The sequence below is a fragment of the Achromobacter sp. ESBL13 genome, from assembly GCF_036668755.1.
GTDB lineage: Bacteria > Pseudomonadota > Gammaproteobacteria > Burkholderiales > Burkholderiaceae_B > Achromobacter.
Genome location: NZ_JAZEVT010000005.1, coordinates 291,410 through 308,916 on the forward strand (window position 1 = coordinate 291,410; position 17,507 = coordinate 308,916).

The 17,507-nt window shown below is 64.5% G+C and carries 20 protein-coding genes; 13 read left to right on the forward strand and 7 right to left on the reverse strand.

Annotated elements, in window-relative coordinates; genetic code table 11:
- Positions 1-17: 17 nt before the first annotated feature.
- The 8 genes from V6F88_RS20430 to V6F88_RS20465 all read left to right on the forward strand — a co-directional run bounded on the left by V6F88_RS20430 (position 18) and on the right by V6F88_RS20465 (position 7,018).
- Entirely contained in the window at positions 18-1,469 is a 1,452-nt protein-coding gene (locus V6F88_RS20430) for a hypothetical protein (protein WP_332611809.1), read from the forward strand.
- Complete coding sequence (locus V6F88_RS20435; protein ID WP_332611810.1) at positions 1,469-2,134, forward strand: DUF2612 domain-containing protein; 666 nt, start codon at positions 1,469-1,471, stop codon at positions 2,132-2,134. The genes V6F88_RS20430 and V6F88_RS20435 overlap by 1 nt, the downstream gene beginning before the upstream one ends.
- On the forward strand, positions 2,134-4,566 hold the full coding sequence (locus V6F88_RS20440) for a hypothetical protein (protein ID WP_332611811.1): 2,433 nt from the start codon (positions 2,134-2,136) through the stop codon (positions 4,564-4,566). Before V6F88_RS20435 ends, V6F88_RS20440 begins: the two co-directional genes overlap by 1 nt.
- A gap of 17 nt (positions 4,567-4,583) precedes the next feature.
- A complete protein-coding gene (locus V6F88_RS20445; RefSeq protein ID WP_332611812.1) occupies positions 4,584-5,189 on the forward strand; it encodes a tail fiber assembly protein in 606 nt (201 codons plus the stop codon).
- Positions 5,190-5,231: 42 nt separating this feature from the next.
- Positions 5,232-5,522 (forward strand): holin, encoded by a 291-nt coding sequence (locus tag V6F88_RS20450; protein WP_332611813.1) that lies wholly within the window; start codon positions 5,232-5,234, stop codon positions 5,520-5,522.
- Between the two features lie 57 nt (positions 5,523-5,579).
- Positions 5,580-6,074, forward strand: a complete 495-nt coding sequence (locus V6F88_RS20455; protein ID WP_332611814.1) for a hypothetical protein — start codon at positions 5,580-5,582, stop codon at positions 6,072-6,074.
- On the forward strand, positions 6,058-6,324 hold the full coding sequence (locus V6F88_RS20460; protein ID WP_332611815.1) for a hypothetical protein: 267 nt from the start codon (positions 6,058-6,060) through the stop codon (positions 6,322-6,324). The genes V6F88_RS20455 and V6F88_RS20460 overlap by 17 nt, the downstream gene beginning before the upstream one ends.
- Before the next feature lie 223 nt (positions 6,325-6,547).
- The gene (locus V6F88_RS20465) at positions 6,548-7,018 is read left to right on the forward strand and encodes a carboxymuconolactone decarboxylase family protein (protein WP_332611816.1); all 471 of its coding nucleotides are present in this window, start codon (positions 6,548-6,550) and stop codon (positions 7,016-7,018) included.
- Between the two features lie 16 nt (positions 7,019-7,034).
- Here V6F88_RS20465 and V6F88_RS20470 read toward each other — a convergent pair whose 3' ends face one another.
- From V6F88_RS20470 to V6F88_RS20480, 3 genes are all read right to left on the reverse strand, one after another.
- Entirely contained in the window at positions 7,035-8,843 is a 1,809-nt protein-coding gene (locus tag V6F88_RS20470; RefSeq protein WP_332611817.1) for a hypothetical protein, read from the reverse strand.
- A gap of 18 nt (positions 8,844-8,861) precedes the next feature.
- Complete coding sequence (locus V6F88_RS20475) at positions 8,862-9,851, reverse strand: Lnb N-terminal periplasmic domain-containing protein (protein WP_332611818.1); 990 nt, start codon at positions 9,849-9,851, stop codon at positions 8,862-8,864.
- A 163-nt stretch (positions 9,852-10,014) separates the two neighbouring features.
- Entirely contained in the window at positions 10,015-10,182 is a 168-nt protein-coding gene (locus tag V6F88_RS20480; protein WP_332611819.1) for a hypothetical protein, read from the reverse strand.
- Positions 10,183-10,803: 621 nt separating this feature from the next.
- On the opposite strand from V6F88_RS20480, the gene V6F88_RS20485 reads away from it, so the two are divergent.
- Together V6F88_RS20485 and V6F88_RS20490 are read left to right on the forward strand one after the other, a co-directional pair.
- Positions 10,804-10,998, forward strand: a complete 195-nt coding sequence (locus tag V6F88_RS20485) for a hypothetical protein (RefSeq protein ID WP_046805965.1) — start codon at positions 10,804-10,806, stop codon at positions 10,996-10,998.
- 124 nt (positions 10,999-11,122) lie between these two features.
- Positions 11,123-11,755, forward strand: coding sequence for an FMN-binding negative transcriptional regulator (locus V6F88_RS20490; RefSeq protein WP_332612038.1), 633 nt, complete (start codon positions 11,123-11,125; stop codon positions 11,753-11,755).
- Here V6F88_RS20490 and V6F88_RS20495 read toward each other — a convergent pair.
- Positions 11,715-13,010: an MFS transporter gene (locus tag V6F88_RS20495; protein ID WP_332611821.1), complete on the reverse strand. Its 1,296-nt coding sequence runs from the start codon at positions 13,008-13,010 to the stop codon at positions 11,715-11,717. The genes V6F88_RS20490 and V6F88_RS20495 overlap by 41 nt on opposite strands.
- Positions 13,011-13,097: 87 nt before the next feature.
- Between V6F88_RS20495 and V6F88_RS20500 the strand changes: the two genes are divergently transcribed.
- The 3 genes from V6F88_RS20500 to V6F88_RS20510 all read left to right on the forward strand — a co-directional run bounded on the left by V6F88_RS20500 (position 13,098) and on the right by V6F88_RS20510 (position 15,150).
- Entirely contained in the window at positions 13,098-13,835 is a 738-nt protein-coding gene (locus V6F88_RS20500; RefSeq protein ID WP_332611822.1) for an ArsR/SmtB family transcription factor, read from the forward strand.
- Positions 13,836-13,990: 155 nt separating this feature from the next.
- The gene (locus V6F88_RS20505; RefSeq protein ID WP_332611823.1) at positions 13,991-14,647 is read left to right on the forward strand and encodes an N-acetyltransferase; all 657 of its coding nucleotides are present in this window, start codon (positions 13,991-13,993) and stop codon (positions 14,645-14,647) included.
- Positions 14,648-14,877: 230 nt separating this feature from the next.
- Positions 14,878-15,150: a hypothetical protein gene (locus tag V6F88_RS20510; RefSeq protein WP_332612040.1), complete on the forward strand. Its 273-nt coding sequence runs from the start codon at positions 14,878-14,880 to the stop codon at positions 15,148-15,150.
- Here the strand turns inward: V6F88_RS20510 and V6F88_RS20515 are convergent.
- The 3 genes from V6F88_RS20515 to ypfJ all read right to left on the reverse strand — a co-directional run bounded on the left by V6F88_RS20515 (position 15,147) and on the right by ypfJ (position 17,482).
- The gene (locus V6F88_RS20515; protein WP_332611824.1) at positions 15,147-15,911 is read right to left on the reverse strand and encodes a DUF1828 domain-containing protein; all 765 of its coding nucleotides are present in this window, start codon (positions 15,909-15,911) and stop codon (positions 15,147-15,149) included. The two genes, V6F88_RS20510 and V6F88_RS20515, sit on opposite strands and share 4 nt — an antisense overlap.
- Entirely contained in the window at positions 15,908-16,444 is a 537-nt protein-coding gene (locus V6F88_RS20520) for a hypothetical protein (RefSeq protein ID WP_046805960.1), read from the reverse strand. Before V6F88_RS20520 ends, V6F88_RS20515 begins: the two co-directional genes overlap by 4 nt.
- 186 nt (positions 16,445-16,630) lie before the next feature.
- A complete protein-coding gene (gene ypfJ / locus V6F88_RS20525) occupies positions 16,631-17,482 on the reverse strand; it encodes a KPN_02809 family neutral zinc metallopeptidase (protein WP_332611825.1) in 852 nt (283 codons plus the stop codon).
- Positions 17,483-17,507: the final 25 nt, after the last annotated feature.

A 17,507-nucleotide genomic window follows, 5' to 3' on the forward strand; every position in this document is an offset into this window, starting at 1 on the left:
ACTTTGTCGAGGAAACTATGGCCTACGGTGTCACACCGGACGGGTTCGTCCGACCACGCCTGCCCGAAATCCGCACGGAAATCGTGGCCGACTTGCGCGCTCGCATGCAATCGGCCGGGTTCAATGGGGCGGTGGAAACCCGCCCAGACAGTATTGCCGGCCTGCTGATCGACACCTTCGCGGAACGCGAAGCCACGTTGTGGGAGCAGGCCGAAGGCGTCTACTACGCGATGTATCCGGGTTCGGCGACGGGCGTCTCGCTGGACCGCGCCGTGTCGTTTACCGGCGTATCGCGCTTTCGCGACGAGCCGTCGCGCGCCTATGTGGTGCTGTATGGCGCGGCCGGTACAACGGTGCCAGCCGGCGCGCAAGCGCGGCATCGCGTCAGCCAGAACTTATGGGCGCTGGACAGTGCCGTGCAAATCCTGCCGGGCGCGGCAGCGGACGTGACGCTGCAAGCCGCCGTCGCTGCCCAGACCGCCTATACCGTGTCGATCGACGGCGTGGACTATGCCTACACCAGCGGCGTCACGACGAATTTGCCGCAGGTGCTGGCGGGCTTGGTGGCCGCGCTGAATGGCAGCGGGCTGACGGTGTCCAGCGACGGCGTCTCCGTGCGGCTGCACACGGACGGGCGGCAAGCCGCGTCGTTCGCGTGGTCCGCCGCATTGTCGCTGGTTCGTCTGGGAGCGCCCGGCCTGATGACAACGGTGGACGCGTCGGACGAAGGGGCCGACGTGGGCGACCTGAACGGCATCGTCACCCAGGTAGACGGGTGGGACGCCGTCAACAATCTGCAAGCGGGCGTGGCGGGACGCCTGGCGGAAAACGCCGCCCAACTGCGGGCCCGCTACACCACCGGCCTGTTCCGCCTGGGCGCGGCAACGCTGCCCAGTATTGCGCCCAACGTGCGCGACCGCGTGGCCGGCGTGCGCGTCGTGAAAGTCTTCATGAACAGCACCGACGTGCCGGACCCGCAGGGCCGCCCGCCGCACAGCGTGCACGTGGTGGCCGATGGCGGCCTGGACGACGAGGTGGCCGATGCCATCTTTCGCGTGGTGGCGGCGGGCATCGATACCCACGGTCAGCGCCAGGTGGTGGTCAAGGATGAAGAGGGCGCCAACCATCTGATCCGTTTCGACCGGCCTGAACGCGTGTACCTCTGGGTGCGTTGCGCCACCACGCTGCTGCCGCCCTCCGAGCAGGCATTCCCGCCCGACGGCTTTCAGCGCATTGCCCAGAGCCTGGCGGCGGTGGGCGAGGGCTTCTCCATCGGCGAGGACGTCGTCTTGCAGCGGCTATACGGCGCCATCTTTCGCACGCCTGGGCTGGCGTCCGTGGACCTGGCACTGGCTTTCTCGACCAACCCGGCCTTTACGCCCGCGCCCTCGGATTTTCGCGCGGCCAACGTGGCGATCCAGGATTTCCAGGTGGCGGCGTTTGATCTGTCGCGCATCGAGGTGACGTGATGGATCTGCACCAGAACCACGGGCAGGTTGCCTGGGGCCATTGGCTGGGCCAGTTTCAAACCAAGCGGCGGTTGGAGGCGCTGGTCAAGGCGCTGCTCAAACCCGCGGACGGGCTGCAAGGCGCGCTGCGGGCGCTATACGAAGACCGCTGGCTGGACACCGCGGTGGGCAGGCAGTTGGACGGCATCGGTGAGATCGTCGGCTTGCCGCGCGTGATTGATGAAGCGATCTACCTGCGATTTTTCGGGTTTGAAGGGCAGCCGAGCGTCGGCGGCTTCGGCCAGGCGCGATTTCGCCGCGCCAATGAACGGCCGGTGGCCGGCTCCACCGCGCTGCTGGATGCGGAGTATCGGAAGCTGCTGTATTGGAAGATCGCCTTGAACAACGGGCACGGCACCACGCCGGAGATCGCCCGTTCGCTCAAGCCGATCTTCGATGTGACCCGGGTCGTTGTGCAAAACGCCGGCAACGCAAAGATCCGCATCTGGGTCAGCCGCATTCCCGGCCCCAACGATCCACTGATGGGCAACCCCTACAAGTGGGTACCCCAAGCCGCCGGCGTCGGCGTGCAACTTATCACCGGCTCGACCGACAAGCCCTTCGGCTTTCGCGAGCAAGGTTTCTTTGGCTTTGGCGTCGGCGTGCTGGCGCGAGGGATTTACTGATGGCAGACCCCACTTTCTTTGACCTTTTCAAATCGACCTGGGCACAAAACGGCCTGACGGAAAGCATCACCGATCAGCAGTACAAGACCGGCTGGTCGTTCATCGGATCCGTGCCGCCTTCGGTCGAGCAATTCAACAAGGTGCAGCAGACCACCGACGAACGACTGGCGTGGCTGTACAAGCAGTTGGACGGCCTGGCCGAGGTCACGGGCCGACCGCTGGCGGCCACGAGTTCCGATGCATTGAGCTACGCGCAGCAGAACCTGAACGCCGCGAACCTGAAGACCGGCACGGTGCCGGTGGCGCGTCTTTCCGGCACGGCCACGTCGTTAACGGCGGGTGCGGCGACGAAGCTGGCAACGGCGCGCACCATCGCCGCCACCGGCGACGCCACGGGTGCCGGTTCGTTCGACGGGTCCGCCAATCTTTCCCTGGGCCTGACGCTCAGCCCCAGCGGCGTCACCGCCGGCAGCTACGGCAACGCCAACGCGGTGCCGACGTTCACGGTGGACGCCAAGGGCCGCGTGTCCGCGGCCGGCGAAGTCGCCATCGGCAACGCGGCGACAGCCACAAAGCTCGCGGCGGCGCGCACGTTCTCGGTCTCGGGCGGGGCGACGGCGGCCGGCGTCAGCTTTGACGGGTCGGGCAACGTGGCGCTGAACGTGACGGCGCTGGACGTCTCGAAGGCATCGGTCGGCACCCTGCCTGTAGCGCGCGGCGGCACGGGCCTGACAACCGTGGCGGCAGGTTCATATGTGGCGGGCGCGGGAACCGGCGCGCTGGTGCCCCGCACCCCAGCGCAGGTGCTGGAAGACATCCAGGCGCTGCCCAAGACCGGCGGCGATATCAGCGGGCCTTTGGTGCTTGGCGCGGGTGCGGCGATCGGCGCCCAGTACGGAACGAATACCGCATCGGGACGCACCGCGCATGTCCTGCTGCCGGATGGTGGGAGTTATTCCACGCATACCGGCACCGTGGTGGGCGCGATGAAAATCACGTTGCCCGCCGCGGCGGTCGGCGCTAACACGATGCTGCGTATGCGCGTGGATGTGTTCGAGTACCTGGACGGCGTGCCGCCGGTGTCGTTGTTGATCCATGGCTACGTGCAAACAACGAAGGCGTGGGCACGCTGCGGGGCGACGGTGCTGGCGGGCAGCGCGGCTTCCGATCTGCCTGTCAGGTTCGGTTCGGACGCGGCGGGCCTTCCATGCATCTGGATCGGCGACACAACCAAGTCCTGGTCATACGCAAGCCTGACCGTGTCGGAAGTGCAAGCCAAATACAACACCTCCGGCGCGTCGGTGGCTGCTTGGGGCGCGGGTTGGAAGGTCGAGCCGGTAACGGCGTTTGAGACCGTGTCGCAGACCTTGGCGAGCGGCAATCTGGCTTTCGGCCGTGCGGATATCGCCACGGTAAACGGCCTGCAGGACGCTTTGGAGCTGAAAGCCAATGCAGCCGTATCACTTCTGGCTGGCAACGGCCTGAGCGGCGGCGGTACATTGGGCGCCAACCGCACTGTGGCCCTGGGCACACCGTCCAAGCTGAGCGCCGTGACGACAAACGCAGTCACGTCGACCAGCCACACCCATGAACTGGATACGCAAACCGCCCCAAACGACGCGACAGCTGGGCGGATTCTGACCCTGGGTAATGCGTTCGGGCTGGGGGCGGATAATCCGTTGAAATCGGTGAATCTGAACTCGGTGATCGCTCCCGGGCTGTACGGCCAAAGCGTAAGCAGCGATGCAACGCTGCCGAGAAATTATCCGGTGCCGCTCGCAGGGACCTTGTTGGTCGGTTCAGCCGGCCAGACTATCTCTACGCAGATGTACACGGTCTTCAATTCAGGCGCGACGTATTCGCGTGCCAGATACGGCGAGACGTGGTCGCCTTGGCAGCGAGGGATCTTAGAGAATGATCTTGCGTCTGCGACACAGTCCGGTCTGGTGAAGCTCGCAACAGCGGATCAAGCTGTGGCCGGCGCAGACGGTTCGTCTTCGATGACGCCTCTGACCGCTGCCATAGCGGTTAATGCGCGTCTAGCGACCGATGTATTGGCGCAGGCCGGCAACGACAATTACCGGCTCCTGACGCCGCAGCTGATGGCGCGGGCGTTCGGTGGCCCCAACAGTCGACTGGAGGGACAGGGGTTCCAGCGGCTGCCAGGGTCGGGAAATCTCGTCATCCAGTGGGGATCTTCAGCAGGCTATGACAGCTACACCATTGCTCCTTATGTCCCCAGCTACATCCTCGGTTATGTAGCGACATGCTATGGCAACGTAGGATCCGCTGCATCGGCCGCATGGTGCGAGGTCAGCCTTATTGAGTCAGCCACGAAAATGCAGATCGCTGCCTACCGACCTGGCCCCGGTGGAGGAGCCATTGCCGCGCCTAGGGGCGTGCAATGGCTACTGTTCTGCTTGCCACGATAACGAAACGAGGAAACGACATGAAATGGATGTTTAGCGCGTCGATGCAAGAGTTCTACAACTTGGCCGGCGAACCCGGGGATCGCCTACCCGCAGATTGTGTCGAAGTGAGTACGACACTGGCGGAAAAATTGCTTGCGGAAATAAAAAGCGGCGATCGGCTGCTCATCGTCCGGGAGGACGGGCGGCCTTCGACCGTTCCTAGAATCGTATTCAGCCCGTCGGAATTGATGTTCTTTCATACCGGTATCAATAGCGCGGCGGCGATTCCCTCGGATTCTGTGCCCGTGAGTGTTTCTCTGGCCAACGATATTCAGGCACAGCTGGCTCTGGGCCGAGTCATTGCGGCTGATCCTGATGGGCAACCCATTACATTGCCGCGCCCTCCCGAGCCGCAAGAGGCTGTTGCTACTCGCGCACTCGCTCAACGCGACGCGTTGCTTGCGGAAGCAGCGATTCGTATTGCCCCGTTGCAAGATGCGGCGGATCTTGGCATCCCTTTCGCTGGAGAGGAGGCGTTGCTTCAAGCCTGGAAACGCTACCGGATCGCGCTGAATCGGGTCGAATCCGACCCGGGTTTTCCGCGGAATGTCTCGTGGCCGACGCGGCCTGAAGCCGTCGTCTAGCGAACGCTCGTCTCGACAGGTCTTTTTGTCTATGGAGGTCGTATGTCCGATTGGGAAAGAACCCTTGCATGGCTGGCCGGCGTAGGCGCGCTGGTGGCGGTTGGCCGTGCGCTAACAAACAAGGAAGAACTGCCGTGGCGTGTGGTGGCCGGACGAGTGATTCTCGGAAGCGCTCTGTCAACCGTGGTCACGCTGTTGCTGATTCCGTATCCGACCGCGCCGATGCCGGTATTGGTCGGCGCCGGGGCGGCTGTCGGCATCCTAGGCGAGCAGGTGCTGGAGGTTGCTGCGCGGCGGATCCTTGCATTCAAACTTGGAGGCGGGGCGAAGTGATTATGTATTGGGCCCCCTTCGGGTGTAGTGCGTCAGCGGACAAGTTGAGAGGCGCCTATGGACCTACACGCGATTTGTGATTACACAGTTAGCCCTGCCTTGACGCTGCTTCCGCCCGCGATGGACACGCCGCAGGCCTGCGTTCTCTTGCTGGCTATCGGCTTGCAGGAAAGCCGCTTTCTGCATCGTCGCCAAGTGGGTGGACCGGCCCGAGGCTTCTGGCAGTTCGAGCAAGGCGGTGGCGTGCGAGGCGTGTTGACGCATGCTGCCACTTACGGACCTGCCCGCCGGCTCTGCGCCGCCCGCGACGTGGCGGCCACCGCGGACGCCGTCTATTCCGCCCTGGAGGCCGACGACGTGCTTGCCGCCGGCTTTGCGCGTCTGCTCTTGTGGACCGACCCGCGTCGTTTGCCTGACGTGGGCGACGCCGACACCGCCTGGGCGCTGTACCTGCGCACCTGGCGCCCCGGCAAACCGCATCCGCACACCTGGCACGCGCTGTATGCCCAAGCCATGGCCGCTATCGGGGAACCGCATGTTCGCGTGGCTTGAACGGTTCAAGACCCTGGCGGTGGCCGCGTTGGCCGCGAGCGCCGTGGTGCTGCTGGCGTATCTGCGAGGGCGCAGCGTGGGGGGGCGCGCCGAACGCCAGGGGCGCGACACGCAAATCAATCGGCAGGCCGAGCAGGTTCGGCAGGAGGTAAGGGATGTGCAACATCAAACGGCTCGGATGGACGATGCTGCCATTGCTGACGAGCTTAAGCGTGACTGGGTGCGCGGCGCCGGCCCGGGTGGGCGTTGAGTATTGCGAGCACGCGCGGCCCGTCTTCTTTGATACGGCGGCGCAGGTGGATGCCACGCCGGCTTCCGTCCGGCGGCAGATCCGGGATGGCAATGCCGTCTGGCGCCGGCTGTGTGGCGGGGCGCCATCATGACCTAGTCCATATTGCGCGATATGGCTCTGTCCGGCTGGGCCAAGAAGGCGCACGATAGCGGTTCTGAAATGTCTTTATCAGGATGCCATTATGAATGCTCGCCTTGACTATGCCAAAGCTTCGCCCGACGGGTACAAGGCCTTTGGCGGGGTATATGTTTATCTTCAGCACTGCGGCCTGCCCAAAACCTTGATTGATCTGGTGTTTTTGCGGGTGTCCCAGATCAACGGATGCGCCTATTGCATCGACATGCATTCGCGTGACCTCATCAAGCAGGGCGTGACCGTGGACAAGCTGGTGCTGGTGCCGGTGTGGCATGAAGCGGGCGCGGTGTTCACGCAGCAGGAACGCGCGGCGTTTGCGTGGGCGGAAAGCGTGACGCGCGTGGCTGATACTGGTGTGCCGGATGAGGACTATGCCGCGGCCGCCGCCGAGTTCAGCGACAAGGAATTGGCGGACTTGACCTATGCGATCGGGCTGATGAATGCCTTCAACCGCCTGGGCGTCTCGTTCAGGGCGACGCCGGCCGCCACGAAGGCGGCTGCGCGGGCGGCGGATTGAAGGATGCGATCAGTCGTCAGTCCAGATCGATGACGGAAGAGGTGTCCGGCGCATAGCCGTTGGCCTCTCTGTCAGCGCCTCTATCGGACCCGGCCCGATCGGAAGCTTGGCGTCTTTCTTCGGCCGCTTCAGCCGGCGCGCCACCTAATTGGCCCGCTTCCAGCACTTTTATCGTGCCATCCACCGTGCCGACAACCAGCGATTGCGCATCGGCATCCATGGCGAAGATCAGCGTTGGCAAGCCGTCGACCCGCACGCGGGCATAGCGCCGCAGCACGCCGGTTTGCGCGTCGATCAGTTGCAGCGAGCCGTCAAGAAAGGCGGCCGCGATCAGGTTCAAGGCGGGCATGTGCACGATGGCGCTGGGCGATGCGGGGATGGGGCGCCGCCAAAGTTCGCGATCCCGGCCCAAGGGCTTGCGGTAAATAAAGCCGGAGTAGGGCGCGCGCACGTTGGGCGAATAGTGCTTGCCGCCGATGACCAGGCCGGGGCCCAGAGCATCGTCGACGTAGGCGCCGCACAGTTCCATGGCGTGGCCGGCGGCATCGTTGCTGGCTTTTAAAACCGGCCATAGCCGGCGCACGGGGCCATCAGGTTGCACCACGCACAGGGTTTTGCGTTCGTGCGAACTGGCGGGCGTGCCTTGCAGCAGGAATAGACAGGGCGCGTGGCGGATGCGCAGGTAGTGGTTGAAGCAGTCGTAATGGCCAAGGTCTGGACGATGCTCGACGCCGGTCGCCAGGTCCAGCAGCACATCGCGCGCCTGTCCGGGGGCCGCCGTAACCCGGTTTTGGCGGCCCAGGATCCGGCCTTGGGGCGTGGCGGAAAACGTGAATTCGCCGTCATAGGAGCGCGTCAGCTGCAGGCCGGCGTTGGTGGTTGTGTGGGTGTTGGTGTAGGTGTAGGTGTTGGTGTGGGCGTTGGTGTGGGCGCTGGCATCCGCACCGGCGCCGGTGTACGTGTACAGCCGCGCGTCCTGCCTGCCCACAATTTGGCCAGCCTGGCCGGTCTGGACGACATGCACCAGTACGTCCTTGCCGGATGTGAGGATCTCGACGCCGTGGCCCGCGCCGCTGTGGGTGGCAAGGCGATCGCCGTTGCGGTGGTGGACCTCTAGTTGGCAGCCCTCGTGCACGGCGGCGTAGCGGTCGCGATCCAGCCAGGCCACATCCAGGATGGCCCCCCGGCGCGTCCATCCGGCTACTCCGAACCACGCTTGCAGGCGCGCTTCCAGCTGCTGGACATCTGGGGCGCGCAAGGCTTGCGCGCGCAACTCGGCAGGGACGCTGGGGGCTGCATCCACGTTCAGGTTCAGCGCTTGCGAACCGGGGCAAGGCGCTGGCGCTTGCACGCGGAACAAGGCGTCGAAGGCGTCGCGGGCATCATCGCCGTCGTCCCACGGCCGCATCCACGCTTCGATCTGGTCGCCCGCCGCGTTGTAATGGCATCGCACCACTTCGGGAACCTGGTTGTACAGATGAACGCCGTGCGTCTCGCGCCAGTCCCAGACGATGAGTTCGCCTTCAAACAAATAGCCGCCGTCGTAGCTGCCGCCGCCAATGGCGACTGTCGTGCCGGTGGGGTGGAACGCCACATCGTTGACGGGATAATGCAGGTCGTCAAAGGCGGCGAAGGGAACGAGCGAATCGCGGCGGTACAACGCTACCCGGTAGCGCAAGGTGCGCCCGCCATAGGCGGCGCGCGCGCGCGGGTGGGCCAGTAACGCAAACGTGGACGCCACCGCCGCCACATCGCCCGCCGCGTTGAAAAACACGCCGTTGATCTTGCCGCTGCCGCGTAGCCCTGGGGCGGGTGATGTTGTCATGATGCGCGCGTGAAAAAGCTACGAAGGATCGACGCCCGGCACGCCTTGCCGGATCGCTTGAGAGAATCCCGGGGCATTTCCGTGGGCGCGAGCGCGCTCTGTGTAGCGGCCCCGTTCGCGGTATTGCGCGGCGCTGTCCGCGCCTTGCAGCACGTTCAAATCAAAGAAGTACTCAGGTAGATACCCCGACGCCAGCTGGCGATAGTCCAGCGGCAGCCCGGGCACGATGCGCCGCGCCATCTGGAACACGATGGTGGTGCAGTTGCCCGTCACGGTGTGATAGAAGCGGGGCGTGTCGCGCAGCCGGTTCGCGCTGTTTACATACGCCAGGAATAACGAACGCGCGTTGTCCAGCGGCATGTGGATGCGGTACAGGTAGCTGTCTTCGTCACGCACGTTGGTGCGCACGCGCAGGCTATCTTCTTCGGTCGAGGCGATCAGGCTCAATTCGTATTGCTTGAAAAAGCCGCCGATCTCGGAAAAGCGGTCGCCTTCCTTGCGGCGGATTTCCACCGAGAAAACGACGTAGCGATCCTGCCCGAATCCGAACGACACCAAGGCGTGGGCGATGGCGGGGCGGCCCCAGTACGACAGCGCAACGTCCACCGATTGAAGTTCGTCCAGCGCGTAGCGGCGCGTTTCCCATCTGGGTGTGAAGTCGGTGCGGCTGCGCCAGTCGAAGTTGCGCACGTTTTGCAGCGTGACAACGTTGCCATCCACCTGCCCCAGGGTCTGCCGTGAGACTTCGGGCATCCACGGCCGGTCGTTCGACGCGCGCAGGCGTGCCCACCATAGGCCAAGCGCCAGCGCGACCACTGCAAAGCCATAGCCGGCAGGGCGCCACGTGGGCCAGAACAACCCGGCCAGGGCGGCGCAAGCCAGCATCAACCAGCCCGCGGTCAGCACGCCCCTTGGCGCGCGGGCCAACGGCGCGCGTATCCACAGCGCCAAGCCGCCCCAGGCGGCGACCAGCGTGATGGTGATGCCAAGCAAAATGGATGCGGTCATAGGATCTCTAGGCGGTCGAGGCCGCCAGAGTATGGCCGGGCTTGATTTAAGCCGTCAATTGCGCCGGGGAGGTCGGCGCGGGCCCGTCATGGCGACGGGCGGCGGCGGGGCCGATCCGGGACGGGCAACGCCGCAACGGCGGCGCGCGTCCTGGTCGGCAACATCATGAACGCGCCCGGCTTGCGGCCGTCGGTTCTTTTTTGGCGCGCGTTTTAGGCGCGGGTTTCTTGACTTCGGCAGGAGCGTCGAACTCCTGTTTGTTGCGCTCACCACGTGGGGTGTTTTCCGGATGAGGCTTGGGAAAGGCCCAGGGCTTCGTTTTCTGATCCATTGCATGTACTCCTTGCACAGGCGGAACAGTAGCATTAGCCGTGGCTGTGAGTAAGTGAGGGTTGACGTCAATATTCATCACATCGTGATTTTTTAAGAAAAAAGTTCGGGTTTGGACCGGGGCGGCGTCGGCGATGTTCCCCGATGGCGACACGTCGTCGGCAACGAGACGAAAGACGCCTCTGCATGCGGCGTGCCCGGGGCCGATCGTGCAATGCCGGCCCACGCATCCGGTTTGGAAACGCCACGCGTTCAAGCTCAGGGCGTGGTCCTGTTGGCCCGTCGCCCTGATGGAATGGCGCGGCGCGCGCGCTGATGAATCGATCTTTGTTTGGTCCAGCGCAAAACGGGTTGCCGCCGCGCGAGTCGAAGACGCTTATAAGCGTGGCATCCGGCCGCAGCCGACCCCAAAGATCGGACGCATGCACCATCCGGGCTGCGGGATTTTACGCAAGTTGCGCGGCGCGTCGATCTGAGGGCTGGCCGCAACAGATTCGACGGGTTAACCCTGTCAGGGCCTGGCGCTCATCCTTTTTTGATGGCGAAAGCGCGCGGCGCGTTGCATGCGCGGCGCTACGATGGAAAGCGTGCAAAGGGAAAGCGTGCACATAGGGAGACAACTATGGACACCGCCAAGGATTGGTACGCCGCTGTCCGGGAATGGCAGCGCGCCCGCGATGAACTCACCGCGGCCATCGCCGCCATCAAGTGGCCCAGCCCCACGCCCGGGTGCCTGGAAAGCTACGACCGCGCCTACGCGCGCGAGACGCAGGCGCGGGAACGCATGAACCAAGCCTACGAGCGAGTCCGACGATAACGCTGTCCGCGCACGCCCTGCCGGGGTTGCCGAAGTGGCTCTATAAAACAGTAAAGCGATGGCCCTGTGCATGGGGCCACGATGGCGTTATGTTGTGTTTTTCCCTGACAACGCCTGGCCCACCATGTACCTGCCATCCGCTTTTCGCGAAGACGACCTTGCCGTCCAGCACGACTTTATCCGCGCCCACCCGTTGGGCGTCGTCATGACCAGCGGCGAGGGGGGCTTGATGGCCAACCACATCCCCTGTCTGCTCTATCCCGAAGGCGACCATGGCGTGCTGCGCCTGCACGTGGCGCGCGCCAACCCGCAGCTTGCACATTTGGCGGCCGGGCGGGAATGCTTGATCGCGTTTCATGGCGCACAGGCCTACATCACGCCGTCCTGGTACGCCACCAAGGCGCAGACGCACAAGGTGGTGCCGACGTGGAATTTCGTGGCGGTGCATGTGTGGGGCACGCCGGTCATCCAGGATGATCCCGCCTGGTTGCGCGCGCAGCTGGAAGCGCTGACCGCCAGCCAGGAAAAGGCGCGTGCACAGCCCTGGAGCGTGGACGAGGCGCCGGCGGATTTCATCGCGGCGCAGATGCGAGCCATTATCGGAATCGAGATCCCGATATCGCGCATCGAAGGCAAATGGAAGGTCAGCCAGAACCGAACGCCGGCTGACCGCGCAGGCGTGGCGGAAGGGCTGGTGAACGAGGCCGGCGATACGGTCATGGCCGCGCTGGTGGCGCGCCGGGGCCCGCCGGCTTGATCGTGGCGGGCGGCGTACGGCGCACCGCCGCCTGGCCGCTGCCAGCGGCAAAGCAGACGATGGCAGCGGCCTGCAACAGGGCCGCCGCCGCCAGGAAGCCGACCATGGCGTGTCCGCTTGCATCCAGCACGGCGCGCAGCAAGCCGAACAGCGCGGGCGCGAAGGCATAGGCGCCTTGCGACAGCGCGACGATCAAGGGCACGACGCGCAGGCTGTCCTCACGCGCGAATTCCATTTGCGCGATCAGCGGCGGCAACGACGTGGCATTGCCGATGCCGGACCCGAACAGAATCACGCCCAGCCACACCGCCCACATAGCGTCGGGGGCCAGCATCAGCGTTAGCGACCCGCAGATTTGCACGGCATAGGCCGCGCACGCCACCTTGCGTCGGTCGGTGCCGGCCGGCATCAGCGCGCCTACCAGCGTGCGCCCGACGATGGCGGCCGCGGTGGCCAGCCCCATCGCCAGGCCGGCGGTCTGCGCGCCGAGCAAGGGCGCCAACAACGACAGCAGGTGCGCGATCAGCCCGATCTGGGCAAACAAGCCCAATGCCATGCCACCGGCCAGCGTCAGAAACGCGCGGTCGTGCCACAGGCGCGACACGCGGGGCAGCGTGGCGGACGCCGGCGGCGCGGGCGCATCCGTGCTATCGCCGTCCGGCAGTTGGCCCAGCTGCTGTGGCGTTACCGCGAACACCTTGCGCGACAAGACTCCGATGACGGCGACCATGGCCACGCCGACCCACAACGCGGCCTGGGCGAAGCCCGCCTGCGCAATCAAAAATACCCACAGCGGTGAAAACACAATGCCGCCCACGCTGGCGCCGTTATAGGCCATGCCCAGTGCGGACGGGCGACGCCGCACGAACCACGGCGCGATCAGCGCATTGACCGCGGCCGCACCCAGGGCCACCCAGCCCATGCCGCTAAGCACCGCCGCCCCATACAGCTGCCATGGCGATGCGGCCATCGACCACCCGGTCACCCCCAAGGCCAGCAGCACCGCGCCGCCGAACGTGGCCCCCACCACGCCGATGCGGCGGTACAGGCGCGGCAGGTTGGCAACGACGATCGTGCCGCTAAGAAAGTGCAGGGTGACGGCGCCTGATACCAGCGCGACGCTCCAGCCGGTGCGTTGCACCACCGCGTGCAGGAACACGGGCGGCCCGTAAAAACCGACGCCCCAGCCGAAGACGGCCAGCACAAAGGTGGCGGCAAGCACTTTCCAACCGAAGAACGAAGATGACTTGGGCATGGCTTTTCTGATTTGTCCGGATGTCATGTTGCGATAGGGCGCAGTATGCTTACGCCTTGCACACAACACTTTGGTCCACAGCGAATCATGGAATCCAAGTTCGCCGACATCAATCTCTCCGCGGTGGCCGGCGCCATTGCCGACCCTGCCCGCGCCCGCATGCTTTGCCTGTTGCTGGACGGGCGCGCGCGTACCGCCACTGAGCTGGCCGCGGCCGCCGATATCGGGGCGTCCACCGCCAGCAGCCATTTTCAACGCTTGCGTGAACAGGGCCTGGTCGACATGGCCGTGCAGGGCAAGCATCGCTACTATCGGCTGGCCAACGGGGACGTGGGGCACGCGCTTGAGGCCCTGCTGGTGGTGGCCGGCGCCGACCGCGTACCGTTCAAGCCCAGCACGCCGACCGCGCTGCGCGACGCGCGCACCTGCTACGACCACATGGCCGGCACGCTGGCCGTGCGCGTCCATGACGCCATGGTGGCCCGCCAATGGCTGGCGCAGGACGGCCGCGATTACGCGCTGACACCCCTGGGCGAAGCGTCGATGGCGCAGATTGGCGTTGACGTTGCCCAGGCACGCCTGCGCCGCCGCCGTTTTGCATGCGCGTGCCTGGACTGGAGCGAGCGTCGGTCGCACCTGGGCGGTGCGCTGGGCGCGGCGCTGCTGGACGCCCTGATGCAGCGCGGGTGGATCACCAAGGACCTGGATTCCCGCGCGCTGTCCGTCACGCGCAAGGGCGCACGGCAATTTCCGGCGTTCTTCGGCATGCCGGACGCGTATGCCGACGACGGTTTGATGCAGGGGGATGCGCATGCGGCGGCTTGATCGAACATAGCCATTCCAGCCGCGAATGCGGCTTTTTTTTCGTCGGCCGTGGCCGAAGCCCGGCGTGTGCGGGGCCCGTCTTCAAGCTGTGTTGAACATGATTCCCCCGACCTTTTTTTCCCATTAGCCTTATCAACGTTTTTCAGGAGGTGGCCTTGCCTACCCTGGCGCTGCGCGCAATTTGCTTTCCCGCCGGTTTGATTTCGGAACTACGCATCGACGTCAATCACGCTCCCGAGGAAGTTCAGAACGAACTGGACGCCATTCATCAACGGATGCAGCGGCCGTCGGACCGCCTGTATGCGTTGCCGGAGGTTCATACCGACATCCCCGGCCTGGTGCTGCGTTATCGCGAAGCCGATGGCGAGTACTACGTGTACGTGGTGGATGTGCGGCGTGACCGCGTGGCCGGCTATACCGTCTTTAATCGACTGATCGAAGTGGGCAAGCGGGCTGACCCCTATGTGCGCGCGCCGCATTCGAAGTACGCGCCGGCGTATCAGGGGATGGGCCTGGCCACCGCCGTGTACCGCTGGGCGTTGGATGCCGGCCTGTGCATCATCAGCGGTGCCCGCCAGTCGGTGGGTGCGCATCGCCTGTGGATGGGGCTGGCGGCGGACTACGAACTGGGGTTTGTAGACCTGCGCAAAAAGCAGCTTGGCTATCTGGGCAAGGCGGTTTCGCAGCGCGTGCAGGAAGACTTGCACACGCGCATGATCCTGCTGGGACGCGGCTGGGCCCTTCCGGAATACATGCGCCTGACGGGCATGATTTCGGTCAAAGAGGCGATTTCGCAACATGACCTAGGGTAATCCCCGTAACGCCTTGGCCGGGGGGCGGTGCGCAAAAGCGTCGCCCTTTCAAACCCCGCGCCCCGCTTGGCGTTGCGCCGATCGCCACGATTCGGCTACGTCTCACCCGGAAACGGGGACGCAATTGTTGCCGTGCAACAATGTTTCTATTGGCTGCCGAGGTTACAAAACATATCCGGACTGTCATCAATGCCGGGGTATGCTCATTCGCAGAACGAGGGCATCCGAAAGTGCATCAGAACAATTTGATCTACAAGGGATACCGGCTCACGGCCAAGGTGTCCCGGGGCGAGGACGCTGACATTTCAGCGTTGCAAAGCGGCCCCGTATTCATTGCATCGGTCATGGTGGTTCAGGCCGGCGCCGTCCTAGAAGGTGGCGATGAATATCCGGTGCCGCGCTTTGCGGACGGCGGGTTCGTCTATAGCCCGCGCGAAGCCGTGCACGCGGCCATCTTGCATGGCCGCGAAATCGTGGACGGCCTGACGAACATGCCGTCCTAGCTGGAAAAGACTTCCCGCCAATCGCGAGTCTTGGCCAGCGTCTGCACCGTTGCGGATTGCTCCAGGATGGTCACGGCCTTCTTGAATTCCTCGGCGGTAGCGCCGTCTTCCAGGATGACCATGCGCGAATTGCGCGCATCCGCCATCTTGACGTCCGACATCTTGCCGTGGGTTTGATAGACCTGCGTCCAGTCCATTTTCTTGCCGGCCTTCAGCGCAATCGGCTCGATGTAGGTCAGCGCCGTGCTACCCGCCGCACGCACGGCGAAGGCGAAGTCGGCGGTGTGGCCGCTGCTGCCCTTGGCGCGCGCGCCCTTGACCATGCGATTCACGCCCACGCCCTCGGCCAGGGCGCGGCCCACCTGGGCACGAAACCGCAGCTGGCTGAAACGGGGCATCCACTTGGCGCACTGGAACGACAGCGCCATCGCCAGCTTCACCGCATCCCACAACGCTTCCTGCAATTGATCGTTCGGGCCCGTCGCCACAATGGCGCCGTCGCGGTCGAAGTGCGCCAGGCTGACGCCGGGCGTTTCATTGAGCATGTCGATGCGCTTGGGGCCGATTTCGATGCCGTAGCTGGACGCGTGCATCGAGGTCTCACAGGCGTCGGTCAGATAGAAGGTGGCATCGTCCGGATGCGCGATGAAGAAGGCGGCGTGCTGGCCATCCAGCCCCAACGTCATGGGGGCGACGGCGCGTATGGCGTGTTCACCGGCCGGCAGGACGGTCCAGCCGGAGGCTTCCAGGAAATTGCTCATAGGATCAGTTCGATTTGGCGGCCTTTCAGGGGATGCGCAAAACCGCCCACTAGCGTGAGGTTCGCCCGCGGCAGGAAATACTGCATCAGCGCGCCGATGGTGTGCAGGGCGGGCACGATGGGCTCGGCATAGCCTTCGCCTTCGTCCACCCAGATATGTTCGTGGCTGCGATCCGCAAGCGGCTTGCGAAAGTGCGGCCGGCCTTCGCCCACCAGGCTGGTATGGAAAGAGTCATCGGTATCGACACCGAACACGCGATGCGGGCCGACAAACAAGCTGGCGCAAAACGCTTCGGTGAGAAAGATCGTGGCCTGGCCGTGCACCACGGTGCGCGCGCCGCGATAGGTCACGCGAAAGATCACGTCGTCGCGCGCGTCGCCCTTGACCTTGCAGGGGCTTGCGAATTCCATCCACTGGATGTTGTTGGCCGCGGGCTTTGGGATCCAGGAGATCGGTTTTACAGTTTCCTTAGGTTCGGCAAGAATCTCTTGCACCTCATCAACGGTAATTAACGGTTCGAACTTGTTGGCCATAAAACGAATCTAGGGTCTTTGAATTGCGCTACCAATGCGCTCTGCCGCTCGCGCCGCGGCGCAGGTGCGCGTGCGGGCAAACAGGGCGAGGGGGCGTAATCTTACAAGATGGAGTCAGTGCAAACCCGCAAGCTGTATGGATATACAGCTTGCGGGCCGGGCGCGATGTCCGATTTCAGCGCCGGGCTACAGCGCGCTGGCGCCGAAGGTGTCGCACTGCTTGATGCTGCCGCTTTCCAGGCCGCGCTTGAACCAGCGCACGCGCTGGGCCGACGAGCCATGGGTGAAAGAGTCCGGCACGGCATAACCCTGCGCCTGCTTTTGCAAGCGGTCGTCGCCGATGGCGGTGGCCGCGCCCAGCGCTTCCTCGACATCACCGCCTTCCAGGATATTGCGCGCCGCGTTGGCCCGCTGCGCCCACAGGCCGGCAAAGCAGTCCGCCTGCAATTCCATGCGCACCGACAAGGCGTTGGCCTGCGACGGGTTGCGCCGGCGCAGCTGGTCGACCTGATCCGAAATGCCCAGCAGATGCTGCACGTGGTGGCCGACTTCGTGCGCGATTACATACGCTTGCGCGAAATCGCCGGGTGCCTTGAAGCGGTTTTGCAGTTCATCGAAGAACGCCAGGTCGATATACACCTTGCTGTCGCCTGGGCAGTAGAAGGGTCCCATTGCGGATTGGCCCGTGCCGCACGCCGTGGGCGTTGCGCCGCGAAACAGCACCAGCTTGGGCGCGACATATTGGCGGTTCAAGTCTTTTTGAAAGATGGCGCCCCAGGTGTCTTCGGTTTCGCCAAGCACCTTGGCCACGAAGCGCGCTTGCGGGTCGTTGACGGGAGGCTTGGTCGCGGGGGCTTCTTGCGTGGTGGTCGGGCCTTCGGCCATTTGCAGGACGACGCTGGGGTCCACGCCAAAATACATGGCCACCAAGGCAAGTACTATCGTACCGATGCCAATGGTTCCACGACCGCCGATACGGGGACCGCTGGCACGTCGGTCTTCCACATTGTCGCTTTCGCGCGAGTCATCGAGGCGCATACTGTTTCTCCGGGCGGGTCGGCGT

Bases quoted from the DNA above. Each gene is read 5' to 3' on its own strand.
- V6F88_RS20430 (WP_332611809.1), top strand. From the start codon at position 18: ATGGCCTACGGTGTCACACCGGACGGGTTCGTCCGACCACGCCTGCCC.
- V6F88_RS20435 (WP_332611810.1), top strand. From the start codon at position 1,469: ATGGATCTGCACCAGAACCACGGGCAGGTTGCCTGGGGCCATTGGCTG.
- V6F88_RS20440 (WP_332611811.1), top strand. From the start codon at position 2,134: ATGGCAGACCCCACTTTCTTTGACCTTTTCAAATCGACCTGGGCACAA.
- V6F88_RS20445 (WP_332611812.1), top strand. From the start codon at position 4,584: ATGAAATGGATGTTTAGCGCGTCGATGCAAGAGTTCTACAACTTGGCC.
- V6F88_RS20450 (WP_332611813.1), top strand. From the start codon at position 5,232: ATGTCCGATTGGGAAAGAACCCTTGCATGGCTGGCCGGCGTAGGCGCG.
- V6F88_RS20455 (WP_332611814.1), top strand. From the start codon at position 5,580: ATGGACCTACACGCGATTTGTGATTACACAGTTAGCCCTGCCTTGACG.
- V6F88_RS20460 (WP_332611815.1), top strand. From the start codon at position 6,058: ATGTTCGCGTGGCTTGAACGGTTCAAGACCCTGGCGGTGGCCGCGTTG.
- V6F88_RS20465 (WP_332611816.1), top strand. From the start codon at position 6,548: ATGAATGCTCGCCTTGACTATGCCAAAGCTTCGCCCGACGGGTACAAG.
- V6F88_RS20470 (WP_332611817.1), bottom strand. From the start codon at position 8,843: ATGACAACATCACCCGCCCCAGGGCTACGCGGCAGCGGCAAGATCAAC.
- V6F88_RS20475 (WP_332611818.1), bottom strand. From the start codon at position 9,851: ATGACCGCATCCATTTTGCTTGGCATCACCATCACGCTGGTCGCCGCC.
- V6F88_RS20480 (WP_332611819.1), bottom strand. From the start codon at position 10,182: ATGGATCAGAAAACGAAGCCCTGGGCCTTTCCCAAGCCTCATCCGGAA.
- V6F88_RS20485 (WP_046805965.1), top strand. From the start codon at position 10,804: ATGGACACCGCCAAGGATTGGTACGCCGCTGTCCGGGAATGGCAGCGC.
- V6F88_RS20490 (WP_332612038.1), top strand. From the start codon at position 11,123: ATGTACCTGCCATCCGCTTTTCGCGAAGACGACCTTGCCGTCCAGCAC.
- V6F88_RS20495 (WP_332611821.1), bottom strand. From the start codon at position 13,010: ATGCCCAAGTCATCTTCGTTCTTCGGTTGGAAAGTGCTTGCCGCCACC.
- V6F88_RS20500 (WP_332611822.1), top strand. From the start codon at position 13,098: ATGGAATCCAAGTTCGCCGACATCAATCTCTCCGCGGTGGCCGGCGCC.
- V6F88_RS20515 (WP_332611824.1), bottom strand. From the start codon at position 15,911: ATGAGCAATTTCCTGGAAGCCTCCGGCTGGACCGTCCTGCCGGCCGGT.
- V6F88_RS20520 (WP_046805960.1), bottom strand. From the start codon at position 16,444: ATGGCCAACAAGTTCGAACCGTTAATTACCGTTGATGAGGTGCAAGAG.
- ypfJ (WP_332611825.1), bottom strand. From the start codon at position 17,482: ATGCGCCTCGATGACTCGCGCGAAAGCGACAATGTGGAAGACCGACGT.